The sequence below is a fragment of the Roseomonas haemaphysalidis genome (assembly GCF_017355405.1).
Lineage (GTDB): Bacteria > Pseudomonadota > Alphaproteobacteria > Acetobacterales > Acetobacteraceae > Pseudoroseomonas > Pseudoroseomonas haemaphysalidis.
Genome location: NZ_CP061179.1, coordinates 254,649 through 269,376, shown reverse-complemented (window position 1 = coordinate 269,376; position 14,728 = coordinate 254,649). Strand labels below are relative to the sequence as shown.

Sequence of the window (14,728 nt, the reverse complement as noted above, 5' to 3'; positions counted from 1 at the left end):
ACCGGGCGGCGCGCAGGCGGCAGCGCGGACGGCGCGGCGCATCACCTAGGCGGCGACGACCTCATCGTACAGCGCTTCGCACCGGTCGAGCCAAAGGTCGCGGGCGAACATGCCGGATGCCCGCGCGTGGGGCACGTGGCGGGGAATGGCCAGGGCCGCAGGCAGGGCGTCGGCCAGGGCCGCCACGTCGCCGGGGGGCACGAATACACCGGCTTCGGCGATCACCTCGCGCGCCGCGCCCATGTCCGTGCTGGCCACCGGCAGGCCGCAGGCCATGGCCTCGGCGGCCACCAGCCCGAAGGGCTCGTCCCAGCACGGCGTGAACAGAAAGGCCGAGGCCCGTCCCATCGCCTCCGCCAGCTCCGTGCCGCCGAGATGGCCGCCGTAGCGGATGCGCTCGCCGAGCCACGGCGCGACCTCGGCTTCCCAGTAGGATTGCTCCTCGATCGCGCCGTACAGCGTCAGCGAAAGCCCGGCCCGCCGCGCCGCCTGCACCGCGAGGTGCGTGCCCTTGTTGGCCGTGATGCGGCCGCTCCATGCCAGGCTGCCATCGCCCTGCGGCGTGAACGGCCAGGCGGCGATGTCAATGCCGTTGTGCAGGATCCCGGCGCCGGCCGGCGCGCCATCCGGCCACCAGGCGTGCAACTGGCTGGCCGAGGTGACCGTCAGCCGGTGCCGCGGGGCGTCGCTGGCCTTGACGAACCAGTGCAGTGCGTCGAATGGCGGCACGTGCAGGGATGTCACGGTGGGCACGCCGTGGTCGGCGGCCAGCCGCAGCGGAAAGCGGTGCAGGCTGTTGTTGTGCACCACGTCGAAGTCGCCGGCCACGATGCGCTCGCAGGCGCCCGCGTAGCCGGCATCCACATGCGCGATCAACGGCGCGCTGCCCTTGTGCTCGGCCCAGGGGAAGGTCCGCTCGTAGTGCTCGTGCAGTACGGGGTCGAGGGTGAAGCGCGCGTCGCTGTCGCCGCTGGCGAACAGCACCACCTCGTGCCCGCGCGCGCGCAGCCCGGCGGCGAGGTTCCAGCTATGGGCCTCCATGCCGCCCATGAACGGTTCGGCGATCGGCTGGCGGACATGCGCCAGAATGGCGATCCTCACGCCGAGATCGGCGCCGCGGCGGCCTGGCGCTGTTCCAGCAGGCGGATCACGCGGGCGGTATTGGCGTAGGGCTGGTCACTTTGCTGACCGGTCAGTGCCAGGTCATCCGGCCCCGGGCGGCGCAGGATGCGGATGGGCCGGCCCGGCGCGTCGTCGATCAGCCCCATCAGGCGGAAGGCATGCAGCCAGTGCCCCATGGTCCGGTAGCCCCACTTGGTTTCGAACAGCTGCGCGTTGCGAACGACGCTGTCCAGGTGGTGCACCGGCGGCATGTGGTGCGGGTGGTACTGATGGTAGGCGAGGCCACCCTTCAGCCATGCGATGGGCACGCCCAGGCCATCCAGCCCCTTGCCGAAATCCGTGTCCTCGCCACCATAGCCGGCGTAGCGCTCGTCGAAGCCGCCGGTGGCCAGGAACCGGTCGCGCCGCATGGCGAAGTTCAGCGACCAGAAGCAGCGGTAGTCCTCGCAGCGCTCGATGCCCTGGGGCGGCGGGCCGCGCCGGTCGGAATGGCGCACGGCGACCCGGGCGAAGCCGTCGAAGTCCAGGCCGCCCGCCGTGGCACCGCCGGGCAGGTACATCACCTCGCCCATCAGCAGCCCGTCCAGTTCCTGCAGGGCCGCCGCGTAGTCGGCCACCAGCCCGGGCGCCGGGATGCAGTCCATGTCCAGAAAAACCAGCACGTCGCCGGTCGCCGCGCGGGCGGCGGCGTTGCGCGCGGCGGCCAACGGCAGCGTGCCACCCTCCACGGGCATCTGGCGGATGGGAAAGGGCGCGTCCGGCAGCACGTAGGGCGCATCCTGCATCACGCCCACGATCAGCTCGACCGGAAGCTGGCTTTGTTGCGCGATGCCGAGCACGAGGTTGCAGAGGTGCTCCGGCCGTCCGCCGGCCAGGGTCACGATCGAAACGCTGTGCATGGTCAGGCAGGCTCCAGAGGCAAGGGGGTGGTGGTGGCCGGGACCGGCCAAAGGGTTTCGGCCAGGCGTTCCAGCCATGCGCCGGCGATCAGGGCGGGCTCCGGCTCGATCATCAGGCGCTGCGCGTCCGGGCGGTGGCCGGCCAGCGTGTCAGCCAGGGCCTGCCGCCAAGCGTCGGCCGAGGATGGCAGGTGCGGGCGGACACAGGCCAGACCGGCGGCGGCTAGCGCTTCCGCCTTGCGGTGCTGCTCGTCGAAGTACCGCCATTCCGGCACCGCGAGCCACGGCCGGGCGGCCGCCAGCACCTGCCCGCAGGTGGTGTTGCCGGTCGAGGCGATGACGATGTCGGCGGCGGCGACGTAGTCGCCGGCGCCGGACACCCAGCCGCGGTGCTCGATATTCGCCGGCTCGGTCGCGTGCCAGTCGCGTTCCACCGGGCCGATGGTGATCCAGCGCGCGTCCGAACGGCTACGGGCCCCGACGCCGAGCGGCGCCTGCGCGAAGCCGCTGCCGCCGCCGCCGGCCATCACCAGGATCATCTCCTCCGCGGCATCGATGCCGAGCCTGCGGCGGGCTTCCAGGCGGTCGGCCACGCGGGTGTCGATGCCCAGGCCCCCGGCGAAGCAGGTGCGGGCGCGCATCGCCGCCGTCCATTCCGGTTGCGCCAGCGCGCCGTGGAACGGTGCCAGCAGCCCGGCGGCGCCGTCATAGGCGGCCTGGTGCCCGGCATCTCCCCGGTCGCCATGCTGCAGGACCTTGACGTGCGGCACGGAGCAGATGCGGCACAGCTGGGCGATCTCGGCCGACACGTCGCAGATCATCAGCGCAGGGTTCGCCTCGTCGAACCAGCCGGCGAGCACGGCCATGGCGCGGCGGATGCCGGGCCAGCCGAGCGGCGCGCAATGCAGCGTGTCCGGCGTCGGCAGGTGGTCCATGGTGTTCACCTCGTCGCCGCGCGGCTCGAATAGCGAGGGAATGACCACCACCCGGGCCTGTGGCGGCAGGACGGGAAAGATGTCGTCGCGCGCGCAGAAGATCACCAGCGGCCGGTCGGCCGGCAGGGCGTGGGCAATGGCGGCGCAGCGTTCCGCGTGGCCGCGCCCCTGGTGGTGGACGAAATACCCGAAGGGACGCTTCATTCCGCCACGCCCAGGGCCGTGAGGCCTTCCATCACCCCTGCCGCGTGATGCGCCCGCACGCGCTGCAGCCCGGCGCGCGGGGCAAGGCCATCGAGCTCAGCCGAGGCATTGCCGACGACGATGGCGTGCCCGCAGGCCTGCAGCATGTCGGCATCGTTGCCGCTGTCGCCGGCGGCGACGCAATGGGCCAGCGTCATGCCCCGCATGTTGGCATAGGCCGCCACGGCGGCGGCCTTGCCGCCCTGCGGCGCCAGTACGTCGATCAGCCGGCCGTGCGAGAACACCACCCGTGCGCCCAGCGCCGCCGCCGCCAGGGCCAGGCGGATGTCCTCCGCTTCCTGCTGCGTGCCAAAGAAGCTGAGCTTGTGGGGGCCTTCGGTTTGCACGGGTTGCGGCGTCAGCGCGAGTGGCCGCAGGGTGGCGGCCACCGCCTCGCGGTCCCAGCCGGTGTCGAGCCGCGCCGCGTAGCGCGGGCATTCGCGCCATTCACCGTCCTCGCCCGGCAGCATGATGCGCGTGCCGACATCGACCACATAGGCGTCGGGCTGCGGCAGTTGCCAATCCCGCAGCACGGCGCGGGCTTCGGCGAAGGAGCGCCCTGTCGCGACGATGAAGGGGAGGCGCTGTTCCGCGCGCCAGCCGCTAAAGGCAGCGGCGCCGGCGGGGCAGCCGGTCAGCGTGTTGTCGATGTCACTGGCCAGCAGGCCCGGTGCCTGACGCAGCGACGCATAGACACGCGTGGAGGCTGCCGCGTAGCGTGCCCAGTCATAGGCCGACACGTTGCGCCGCGCCGCGTTCGCGCATTGCGCGTGCAGCACCGGGTCCGTCGTCAGGCGCAGGCAGGCAGCGGCGATGGCGGCGTCGTCGCGCGGGTCGACCAGCAGGCCGTGGCCAATGGTGGCAAGGATCTCGGCCGGCCCGCCTTCGCGCGTCGCGACCACGGGCACGCCGGCGGCGGCGGCCTCGATCAGCGTCAGGCCGAAGGGCTCGTGCAGGGCGGGGTTCACGAAGGCGCCGCCCGCCGCCGCGCGGCGGTACAGCGCCGCGACGTCGGCTGCGTCATGCCGGGGCGGCAGGGCCACGCGGCCACGCAGTTCAGCCGCGCCGCACAGTTCCTGCAATTCGGAAATCACCGCGTGCTCTTCTTCCGAGCACGCACCGTGATGCTGGCCGGCCAGGACCACCAGATTGGCATGCGTCGCCAGTGCCGGGGTGGCGGCGTAGGCCCGCACGAGCGCCTGCAGGTTCTTTTTGCGCACCGGACGGGCGATGGCCAGCAGGATGGGCTTGTCCGCATCGTCCAGCCAGCCCTGCAGCAGGGCCGCCGCAGTACCCGGCTTCGCGGCCTGCAGATGCCCCGGCACGCCGGGCGGCAGGCAGTGGATGCGGCCATCGGTCTCGACGCCATAGGCGCGCACCTGCCGCCCGGCCTCGTCCTGGGTGGAAACGATCAGCGCATCGGCCTGGGCAATGGCCTCCCGCTCCGCCGCGATGCGTGCGCGCAGGTCGCCGCCGCAGTGTTGGCGCAGCTTGTCGATGCCCAGGGCATGCGGCGTATACACGAAGGGGATGCCAAAACGGGCCCGCGCCGCGGCGGCCACCGCGGCAGCGTCCGAGAAATGCGCATGGATGACATCGGGGCGGCGGGGCAGGGCGGCGAGGTGACGCAGAAACCCGCTGGTGAAGGATGGCAGCTCGGCGGCCAGCGCCTCTTTTTCCAGGTAGAGGGAGGATGCCGTGGCGATGCGGTCGATGGACAGCTTGGGGGCAAGCGGCTCGTGCGCGCGGCAGTGCGAAGCGCCGAGGCCGGGGTCTTCAAACAGCCGCGTAACCACTGAGACCCGGGATACGGTGGGCTGCGCCGCCTGGGCTGCCGCGGCGTCCAGCACATAGGCGATGTGGCCGCCCGTGTCGGTCGTGATACCGAAGTTGACCGGCGGCGGCCGAAGGCACCCCCCCAGTGCCAGATGCAAGATAAACAAACCGCCCTCCATATTTCGCCGGGACAACGTTCGGCGGCACGGAATGACGGCATGGCGAAAATATTTATTTTTACTACGTTGAAATTTTCCGGATCGACCCAGAGTTGGTCATCTTCATCGCAGGTATTCCACTACGCGAACCATCGCCTGCAAGCGCTTGAATCGCTGCTTCTCGGCATTGGCGAATATCCGTTCTATACTTTGCGCGATACGCAAATATGGCCAGGGTTGCGTCGCTTCCTGAGGATAAGTCGCATGGAGATCGAGATCCCGCCGATGCTGGAGCGCATCGAGAACCGGCTGGAGCGGCTCGACACCGCGCCACAGGAGGCATTCCGCCTTGCCGGCCTGCCGGAGGATTTTCCGCAGCGCCTGCGCGACGGCCGGGCGCCGGTGCCGCGTGGCAAGCGCCTCGTGGCGCTGGCGGAGGCGCTCGGCACCTCCGTGTCCTATCTGGTCGGGCTGGACCCCGATACCGAACCGCCATCGGAGCTGCTGGAAGAGGACCAGGCATCACTGGGCCTTCTGGCCGGTGACGAGGAGGCCCTGTTGCGGGCGTATCGCCGCCTGGACGTGCCCGGCAAGGCCGCGATCGTGCAGGTCGTGGTGCGGATGGCGGGGCCGGAGCCGGAGGAGCCGGCCAAGGCGAAGGCCAGGGCCAGCCGGCGCCTGTGATCCGGCCGCCCGGTCAGGCCCCGCTGCCGCCGGCGACCAGGGGGCGCAGCGCGGCGGCGGGCAAGCGCGTCGTGGTGGCGGCCAGGGCAAGCGTGCCAGGGGCGACGCGCAGGCCGCCCAGCAGCATCGACTGGCCCCAGCCACGCACCAGCAGGCGCGACATCGCCGTTGCCCGCCACACCAGGGCGGAGACGTCCCGGCACAGGCGCTCCTGAAACTGCGCGGCCGTGGAGCCCGCCAGGTAGCATTGCGCCGCCAGCGCGGCGCTGTGCAGCGCGATGGACATGCCCTCGCCCGCGAAGGAGGGAATCACCGCTGCCTGATCGCCCAGGCGCCAGCAGCCATCGCCCCGCCGCCGCACGAAGCCGTAGGGGATGCCCGCGATGGATAGCGGCCGCGACTGCAACGCCACGGCGCCATCCATGCGGTGGGACAGGCCGGGCGAGACGGCCAGCATGGCGGCCAGCAGCGCCGGCCATTGGCCACCCCGCGCGGCGAAGTGACCGCGGCGAACGACGAGGCACAGGTTGGCCCGCGCATCCTCCACCGCCTGCAGGCCTGCATAGCCGCCGGGAAACAGCGTGATCTCCACCGCGCGTCCCAGGGCCGCCGCCTGCCCGGGGCGCAGCCGCAGGTGCTGCTTGAAGCCCAGCAGGTCGGGTTGCGGGCCGGGCGGGCGGCGCCAGCCACGCAGGTCGTGCTTGCCCGTGCACAGAAAGGCCTCGCGCGCCGCGATCTCCTCGCCGCTGCTCAGCCGCGCGCGCCAGCTCCCGTCCCGCCACTCCAGCGCCTTGACCGCGACGCCGCGGCGCAGGGTGGCGCCCGCGTGCCCGGCGGCGGCCAGCAGCGCCTCGTCCAGCCGGCGGCGCGACAGGCTGAGGGCGGGAAAGGGCAGCGCACAGCCATGCGACCGATGGCCACGCGCAACGGACACGGCCTCCACCGGCACGGCGCCGAGCGCGGCGAGATCCAGGCCGAGCTGCCGCAGATACAGCACCGCCTCGCCCGACAGGAACTCACCGCAGACCTTGTCATGCGGGCCCGCCTGCCGCTCCACCAGCAGCACGTCGCGCCCGGCTCCGGCGAGGTGCCCGGCCAGAGCCGCACCCGCCAGCCCGCCGCCGACAACCAGTGCATCGTGCATGGTCATCCGGCGCGCAGCCGCGTCACGCACAGACGGAACGGCATCCACCACGACACGCCGGCCGCCCCGGCCGGGATGCCCGCCTGCGCAAGCAGCGCGTGCCATTCCGTGGCCGTGAAGCCGCGCGCGATGGAGACCGGACCGTCATGCCGCACGAAGCGATGCAGCCGCAGCGCGCGGGATGCCCTCGCGAACAGGTGGAACGGCAGCGGGTGGCGGTGCAGGTCGTTGACGAACCAGCCCAGCCCGGCGGTGGCTTCCATCCAGCGCAGGAAGTCCCGCAGCACCGGGTCCGGCAGGTGGTGGGCGAACAGCGCGCTCAGCACCACGTCCACCGGCGCGTCCGGCCGGAAGCGCAGCACGTCCGCCGTGTGCCAGCGCACCGGCAGGCCGGGCGGCGTGGCGTCCCGCGCCGCACGCGCCGACCAGGGGCTGAGGTCCACCCCGTCCAGCGCCACGTCCACGCCGCGCCGCCGCGCCCAGTGGGCCACCTGCCGCAGGGTGTCGCCATGGCCGCTGCCGGCATCGAGGATGCGCAGGGGCCGCCCGCGTGGCAGCCGGCCGCGGCGCCACAGCCCGTCCAGGAAGTTCAGCGTCGGCCGGTACCCCAGGGTCAGGCGGTTGACGCGTTCCAGGTCGACCAGGCAGGCGCGAAAGGTCTCGTAGTCGCATGACTGGTCGTCCATCAGCTCCGGTTCCGCCGAGCGGCGGGAAAAGTCACGCCGGCTCATGTTGCCCGACGGTGTGGAACAGCATGGTTTCCGCCACCATGCCGGGGCCGAAGGCCATGGCGCAGCCCCGCTGCCGGGGTGCGGCGTCGCGCAGCATGGCCTTGAGCACGAACAGCACGGTGGCCGAGGACATGTTGCCGTTGCCGCGCAGCACGGCGCGGGAGGTATCCAGCGCGTCGGGCGGCAGCCGCAAAGCGGCTTCCACCGCGTCCAGCACCGAGCGCCCGCCGGGGTGGATGGCCCAAAGAGCGATGTCTCCGGGCGCCGCACCGCGCAGCACCGCGCCGGCACCCTGGCGTAGCCCCTCCGCCACGCCGGCCGGCACCTGCCCGGACAGCACCATGTCGAACCCCGTGTCGCCGATGCGCCAGGAGATGTTCTCCTCCGTGCCGGGCACCAGCAGGGCCTGGAAGCTGTCCAGCGCCAGGCCTTCGGGCTCGGCCGTCACCAGCGCGGCGGCGCAGCCGTCGCCGAAGATCAGAAAGGACAGCACGTCCTCCAGGCTGCCGCCTTCCTGCAGGTGCAGGGTGCAAAGCTCCACGCACACCAGCAGCACGCGCGCGTCCGGCTCGGACCGCACGATGTGGCGCGCGAGCTTCAAGGCGTTGATGGCGGCATGGCAGCCCATGAACCCGACGCCGCTGCGCTCGATGCCCGGGTCCAATTCGAAATGCCGCATCAGCGCGAAGTCGAGTCCCGGCGCCGCGAAGCCGGTGCAGCACACCGTGATCAGGTGGGTGATGCGGGCGGCATCGTCGCCCAGCCCGAGATCCTCCACCGCCCGGATGGCCAGCGGGGCCGCTTCCTGCTCGAAGCGCCGCATCCGCGCGGCGGTGGAGGGAAAGGCGCCCAGGGTGTAGAAGCCCGCCTCGTCGATGCGCCCGGCGGTGTCGGCCCCGCAGGGCAGACAGGACCAGCGGTGCGCGATATGGCTGCGGTCCGCCATGCGGCGGAACAGCGCCTGCACGCGGCGGTCCGGCAGGATGCGCCCGGCGCGCTGCACAAAAGCATCGTGCACGTCATGGGCCGGCACGGCGGTGCCGATGCGGTTCACATAAGCCGTGGCTGGCAAGGTCGGGCCTCCGGTTCACTGCGCGGGCCGCGGGGGTCCTCGCTGGTTGTCCGTCGGGTTTCCAACGCCGGGCGGGATCACAAGCCAGGACGCGCCGACGCGGGGGCGACCGCCATGGCGGCGGACGGAAAGCCCTGGTCCTCCTACATGGGGGCTGGGCCGGGTCTGCCAATGCGTGGCGGGGGGCGTGCCTCGCCATCGCGGCCGCCCGCGCTATGCTGGCGCCGGGAACCGCGCCGCGACCCGCAGCCGGAACAACAAGGGGAAACCCCGCCATGCGGATCCTGGCGATCGGCCCGCGCATCTATCTGGGCGACATCTACCTCGCCCTGCAGCGCGAAGGGCATGAGGTGCGGGTCTTCGCCGAGGACCCTCCGGCCGAGCGATCCTTCGGCGGGATGATCCATGGCGTGGCGGACTGGCGCGCGGAACTCGACTGGGTGGGGCGCGACGGCATCGTGTTCTTTGAGCGTGTCGGCCATGGCGAAACCCAGGACGCGCTGCGCGCCCAGGGCTTCCGCGTCGTGGGCGGCAGCACCTTCGGCGACCGGCTGGAGCAGCAGCGCGCCTTCGGGCAGGAGGTGCTGCGGGACGCCGGCATCGCCGTCGCGGGCAGCATGTCCTTTTCCGGGCCCGGCGCGGCGCTGGAATGGCTGGCCCGGCACCCCGGCCGCTACGTGCTGAAGCATGACACGGCCGGCCGCAACACCTTCGTGGGCGAGCACCCCGAGGGCGCGGATGTCGCCTTCATGCTGCGCCGGGCGGGTGCCGGGCGCGTGCTGCTGATGCAGCGGATCGAGGGGGTGGAGGTGGGCATCGGCGCCTATTTCGACGGCACCGGCTTTCTGCACCCACCCTGCATCGACTTCGAGCACAAGCGCTTCTTTCCCGGCGAGATGGGCGAGATGACCGGGGAAATGGGCACCCTGGCTTCCTTCCAGGACGCGGAAAGGTTGTTCGAGGCGACGCTCGGCCGGATCGCACCGCTGCTGGCCGGGGCGGGGCATGTCGGCTACGTGAACCTCAACCTGATCGTCAACGAGCAGGGGACCTGGCCGCTGGAATTCACCTGCCGCTTCGGCAATCCCGGCTTCGCGGTGCTGGCCGCGCTGCAGCCGGACGGCTGGGGCGATCTGCTGGGCCGGATGGCGGGGCTGGTGCCGCGCGGCGACGGCCGGTTCCGCGCCGGACCGGGCTGGTCGGTGGCCATCGTGCTCACCACCCCGCCGTTTCCCGCCACGCTGGACGGCTGCGCGCCCGGGGACGACCCGCCGGTCTTCTTTCTGGAACAACCGCGGGGCGACGAGCTCGGCCACTACCATCTCGTGGATGTCAGGACCGAGGCCGGGCAGTTGCTGGCGCGGCGGCGCTCCGGCCACGCCATGATCGTCACGGGGACCGGGGCTACCGTCCAGGACGCGCAACAGGCCGCCGCCGCCGCGGCATGCAACGTGGTGATCCCGGAACTGCGCTGGCGCGCCGATATCGGCGAGCGGTTCCTGAACGGCGAGCGGGACCGGCTGCGCGCGCTCGGATGGTTGCCGGGGTGAGGGTGCCTTAGCGGCCGGCGGCGCGCAGCCGCCGTTCCATCAGGCCGATCCCGGCCCCGTCGACATTGGCGAAGGCGATGCGCAGGTGGGCTTCCTCGCCGGCGAAGGCGGGGCCCGGCAGGCACATCAGCCCATGCTCCACCGCCAGCCGCCGCACCACGTCCCAAGCCGGCACGGCCCCGAAGGGGTGGCGCACATAAGCGAAATACGCGCCGAGCGCGTCCAGCCGCCAGCCCGGCAACCGCTGGAACGCCGCGCGCACGGCGTCCGCGCGGCGGTGCATCTCTGCCCGGTTCTCCGCGCGCCACGCATCCAGCGCTTCGAGCCCCCAGGCCAAGGCGGCCTGCCCCGCCCGCGCGGCGCAGATCTGCACGCAATCCATGACCTTGCCGAGGTCTGAGGCCAGCGCCGCCGGCGCCACCAGCGCCCCCAGGCGATGCCCCGGGATCGCGAAGCCCTTGGAAAAGCTGTAAAGCTGAACGAGGTTGTCCGGCCAGGCCGGGCCGCACGCCAGCTCATGCGGGCGCGACTGGCCGGGCGGCAGGAAGTCGCGATAGGTTTCGTCCAGCACCAGCCAGATGCCGCGATCGCGGCACAGGGCATGGAAGCGGGCAATCACCTCCGGCGGGTAGATCGCCCCCGTCGGGTTGTTGGGCGTCACCAGCACGATGGCCCGCACCCGTCCGTCGATCAGCGCCGCCGCGGCATCGGGGTCCGGCACGAAGCCGTGCTCCGCCCGGCATGGCAGCGGCCGCGCCTCCACCCCCAGCATGTCCAGCGTCATGCGGTGGTTGAAGTACCACGGCGTGGGCAGCAGCACGGCGTCGCCGCGCTGGACCAGCGCCATCATGGCCACGAAGTAGGCTTGGTTGCAGCCGGCGGTGATGGCGATCTGTGCTCCGTCGCAGGCACCGCCGTAGCAACGGCTCAGTTCCGCCGCATAGGCATCCTGCAGGGCCGCGTCGCCCATGATGGGGCCGTAGGATGAGGTGGCGGGGTCGGCCGCGGCCTGGGACAGGCGATGGAGAAAGCCGGGTGCCGGAGCATGCGAAGGCACCGCCTGGCACATGTTCAACAGTGGCCCGTCCGCCCCGTCATATTGCTGGCCCCAGGCCTGGATGGTCGGGATGGGCGGGCTGCCCGTGTCATGAACCAGCGGATTGACGGGGGGCATCGAAACTCCTGACGGAGGTGAACAGGAGCAACGCCGCGAAGCTGCAATGGTGTCGGTGGACCGGGCGGTGTGCCGCTGGCCGGACTGCTTCGCGGACACTGATTGCATGGCGGACCAAGGCGCCACCAGCCCGTGGCGGAGGGTGCCTGCCTCGAGCTTGGCAGAACCTCATGATTGCATGGCGGCTGAATTGATCATCGCCTGAGGCGATATTCGGCACGCGGATCCGGCAGCGGCACAGCACTGCGCATCGCGCTATCAATGGTATCCAAATACAGCAAAGACAGCAGGGCCGCCCGGTCCCACGATTTACCGGTGGCCCAGGCCTGCGCCTCGCACGCGGCCGCGCCGACGAACCCCAGGACATTGGCAGGCCAGGATTGTTACATGTCATCCACGATAATTTTTCGATTTATACATCATTGACCATTGCGCTCACGAGTCCGTGATAATAGGGTCCGCCGCCACCAAAGCCTCGCCGCCTTTGTCAGGCGGGTCCGGTGGGTTGGATTCTTGCGCAGCCATGGGGTGCCGAAAGGCAGCCGGGGCGCGGGCGCACAGGAAGGGACTTCAGACCATGGCAACCCTGACCGTCGGCAAAGGCCAGCAGTATTCGACAATCGCATCCGCCGTCGGCGCATCGCGGGATGGCGACGTGATCGCCGTCAATGCCGGCACCTATGTCGATGATTTCGTGACCATCAACACGCGCATCACGATCCAGGGCGTGGGTGGCATGGTGGAGCTGGTCGCGTCCCATGCGCCGCCGAACGGCAAGGGCATCTTCGTCACCAACACGGATGTGACGCTGGACCACCTGTCCTTCTCGGGCGCCGCCGTGCCAGATGGCAACGGCGCCGGGGTCCGCTACCAGGGCGGCAATCTCACCATCCTGAACTCATACTTCCACGACAACGAGAACGGGCTGCTGGCCAACCCTTCGGCCACCGGGACCATCACCATCAAGGGGTCCGAGTTCAGCCACAACGGGCGCGGGGACGGCTACACCCACAACCTGTACGTGGGGGAGATCGCGAGCCTGACCATCGATCGCAGCTACTTCCACGACGCCGTGGTGGGGCATGAGATCAAGAGCCGCGCGCATGCCACGACCATCACCAACAGCCGCATCACGGACGGCAACGATGGCACCGCGAGCTACAGCATCGACCTGCCGAACGGCGGCCGTGCCGTGCTCAGCGGTAACGTGATCGGGCAGGGCGCGAAGTCGGGCAATCCGGCCATCGTGCATTTCGGCGGCGAGGGCTCCGCCTACGGGGATTCCAGCCTGCAGATGACGGGCAACACCGTCGTGAATGACCTGTCATCGGTCAGCTCGCGGCTGGTGGTGAACCAGACCTCCGTCGCGGTGGGTGTTGCCGACACCAAGGTGATCGGCCTGTCCGCGGTGCAGATCGCGACCGGGCCGGCCAATGTGTCCGGCACCGAGATGCTGTCGTCCCGCCCATCCCTGGACACCTCGTCGCCCTGGTCGGCGGGCGGCGCGCAGGCGGCGCCCGCCAACCCGCCGGCCACGGCGCTGCCCGCACCGTCCGGCAGCAGCACCACCGTGGGCGCTGGCCCCGACAGCCTCGTGCTGAAGGTGTCCGAGCAGGCGTGGAACGGCGATGCGCAGTTCACCGTCAAGGTGGACGGCAAGCAGGTGGGCGACGTCTTCACCGCCAGGGCCGACCACGCCGCCGGCGTCTCCGACACCTTCACCCTGAAGGGCAACTGGGGCGCGGGCGCGCACAAGGTCGAGGTCAACTTCGTCAACGATGCCTGGAACGGCAACTTGGCGGAGGACCGCAACCTCTACCTCGATGGCCTGACCTTCAACGGCAAGGCGGTGCCATCCAGCGTCGTGCCGATGCTCGGCGGCGGGGCGGTGCAGCTGGACATCGCGGCCACCGCGGCATCCGCCTCCCCGGCGGGCAGCAGCACCACCGTGGGCGGCGGCCCCGACAGCCTGGTCATCAAGGTGTCCGAGCAGGCGTGGAACGGCGATGCGCAGTTCACCGTCAAGGTGGACGGCAAGCAGGTGGGCGATATCTTCACCGCCAAGGCCGACCACGCCGCCGGCGTTTCCGACACCTTCACCTTGAAGGGCAACTGGGGCGATGGCGCCCACAAGGTCGAGGTCAACTTCGTCAACGATGCCTGGAACGGCAACCTGGCCGAGGATCGCAACCTCTACCTCGATGGCCTGACCTTCAACGGCAAGGCGGTGCCGTCCAGCGTGGTGCCGATGCTCAGCGGCGGGGCGGTGCAACTGGACATCGCGGCGAAGACGGCGGCGGCCACCAGTACCAACGCTGGCAACGGCAAGGATGCCCTGGTCATCAAGGTGTCCGAGCAGGCCTGGAACGGCGATGCGCAGTTCACCGTCAAGGTGGATGGCAAGCAGGTGGGCGACATCTTCACCGCCAAGGCGGACCACGCCGCCGGCGTTTCCGACACCATCACCCTGAAGGGCAACTGGGGCGACGGCGCGCACAAGGTCGAGGTCGACTTCGTCAACGACGCCTGGAACGGCAACCTGGCCGAGGACCGCAACCTCTACGTCGATGGCATGTCCTTCAACGGCATCGCCGTGCCGGCGGGCTCGGCCGAGATGAAGCAGGGCGGGGCGGTGCTCTTTGCCATGCCATCCGTCATCACCGGCGACGCGGCGGACAACACGCTGGTCGGCGACAGCCAGGCCAACGTGCTGAACGGCCTGGCGGGCAACGACCGGCTGCAGGGCGGCGGCGGCAATGACATCCTGATCGGCGGCGCGGGGGCTGACATCCTGCAAGGCGGCGCAGGGGCCGACGCCTTCCGCTTCGCAAGCCCGGCCGAAGGGGGCGACACCATCCTCGACTTCGTGTCGCGGGAGGATTTCATCGAGATTTCCGTGGGTGGCTTCGGCGGCGGGCTGTCTGCCGCCACGAACCTCGCCTCCGCCGCCCGCTTTGTCAGCAACACCACGGGCCTGTCCAACGCACCCGCCGGGACGGGCCAGTTCATCTACGAAACGGACGCGGCGAAGCTCTGGTGGGATGCGGACGGGGCGGGGTCCGGCGCAGCGACGGTGATCGCCACCTTCTCGCCGGGCACCACCCTGGCGTCCGGCGACATCCACCTGATCGGGTGATGCCGGGGGGCAGGGCGCCCGGAGATATCCACAGTTCAGGGGGACAGAGCTGTGGACGACTGGGTGGACAGCTTGTGCCAGCCCCCGGAAAGCCGGGCTTTCGG

General features: G+C 70.9%; 11 protein-coding genes. 3 read left to right on the top strand and 8 right to left on the bottom strand.

Translation table 11 applies throughout. The features are described 5' to 3' along the window. Nucleotides 1-45: 45 nt before the first annotated feature. From IAI59_RS20890 to IAI59_RS20875, 4 genes are read right to left on the bottom strand one after another with little or no spacing between them, the layout of a single operon-like run. Nucleotides 46-1,101, bottom strand: a complete 1,056-nt coding sequence (locus IAI59_RS20890) for a glycosyltransferase (RefSeq protein ID WP_207415343.1) — start codon at nucleotides 1,099-1,101, stop codon at nucleotides 46-48. After that, entirely contained in the window at nucleotides 1,098-2,021 is a 924-nt protein-coding gene (locus IAI59_RS20885; RefSeq protein ID WP_207415344.1) for a galactosyltransferase-related protein, read from the bottom strand. Before IAI59_RS20885 ends, IAI59_RS20890 begins: the two co-directional genes overlap by 4 nt. Nucleotides 2,022-2,023: 2 nt before the next feature. Continuing rightward, a complete protein-coding gene (locus tag IAI59_RS20880) occupies nucleotides 2,024-3,160 on the bottom strand; it encodes a hypothetical protein (RefSeq protein ID WP_207415345.1) in 1,137 nt (378 codons plus the stop codon). After that, entirely contained in the window at nucleotides 3,157-5,133 is a 1,977-nt protein-coding gene (locus IAI59_RS20875) for an HAD-IIB family hydrolase (protein ID WP_237181246.1), read from the bottom strand. Before IAI59_RS20875 ends, IAI59_RS20880 begins: the two co-directional genes overlap by 4 nt. A gap of 264 nt (nucleotides 5,134-5,397) precedes the next feature. Between IAI59_RS20875 and IAI59_RS20870 the strand changes: the two genes are divergently transcribed. Continuing rightward, nucleotides 5,398-5,817, top strand: coding sequence for a hypothetical protein (locus IAI59_RS20870; protein ID WP_207415347.1), 420 nt, complete (start codon nucleotides 5,398-5,400; stop codon nucleotides 5,815-5,817). Nucleotides 5,818-5,830: 13 nt separating this feature from the next. Here IAI59_RS20870 and IAI59_RS20865 read toward each other — a convergent pair whose 3' ends face one another. Genes IAI59_RS20865 through IAI59_RS20855 form a run of 3 tightly spaced genes read right to left on the bottom strand, consistent with a single transcriptional unit; the run spans nucleotide 5,831 to nucleotide 8,764 of the window. After that, on the bottom strand, nucleotides 5,831-6,961 hold the full coding sequence (locus tag IAI59_RS20865; RefSeq protein ID WP_207415348.1) for an NAD(P)/FAD-dependent oxidoreductase: 1,131 nt from the start codon (nucleotides 6,959-6,961) through the stop codon (nucleotides 5,831-5,833). A 2-nt stretch (nucleotides 6,962-6,963) separates the two neighbouring features. Continuing rightward, nucleotides 6,964-7,647 carry a methyltransferase domain-containing protein gene (locus IAI59_RS20860; protein ID WP_207415349.1) on the bottom strand — a complete coding sequence of 228 codons (684 nt, stop codon included), beginning with the start codon at nucleotides 7,645-7,647 and terminating at the stop codon, nucleotides 6,964-6,966. Between the two features lie 31 nt (nucleotides 7,648-7,678). Beyond that, nucleotides 7,679-8,764, bottom strand: a complete 1,086-nt coding sequence (locus IAI59_RS20855; protein ID WP_207415350.1) for a type III polyketide synthase — start codon at nucleotides 8,762-8,764, stop codon at nucleotides 7,679-7,681. A 275-nt stretch (nucleotides 8,765-9,039) separates the two neighbouring features. Here IAI59_RS20855 and IAI59_RS20850 point away from each other — a divergent pair, with 275 nt between their 5' ends. Further along, complete coding sequence (locus tag IAI59_RS20850; RefSeq protein WP_207415351.1) at nucleotides 9,040-10,314, top strand: hypothetical protein; 1,275 nt, start codon at nucleotides 9,040-9,042, stop codon at nucleotides 10,312-10,314. A gap of 7 nt (nucleotides 10,315-10,321) precedes the next feature. Here the strand turns inward: IAI59_RS20850 and IAI59_RS20845 are convergent, their stop codons facing one another. Further along, nucleotides 10,322-11,488, bottom strand: a complete 1,167-nt coding sequence (locus IAI59_RS20845; protein WP_207415352.1) for an aminotransferase — start codon at nucleotides 11,486-11,488, stop codon at nucleotides 10,322-10,324. Between the two features lie 577 nt (nucleotides 11,489-12,065). On the opposite strand from IAI59_RS20845, the gene IAI59_RS23410 reads away from it, so the two are divergent. Then, the gene (locus IAI59_RS23410) at nucleotides 12,066-14,624 is read left to right on the top strand and encodes a carbohydrate-binding domain-containing protein (RefSeq protein ID WP_207415353.1); all 2,559 of its coding nucleotides are present in this window, start codon (nucleotides 12,066-12,068) and stop codon (nucleotides 14,622-14,624) included. Nucleotides 14,625-14,728: the final 104 nt, after the last annotated feature.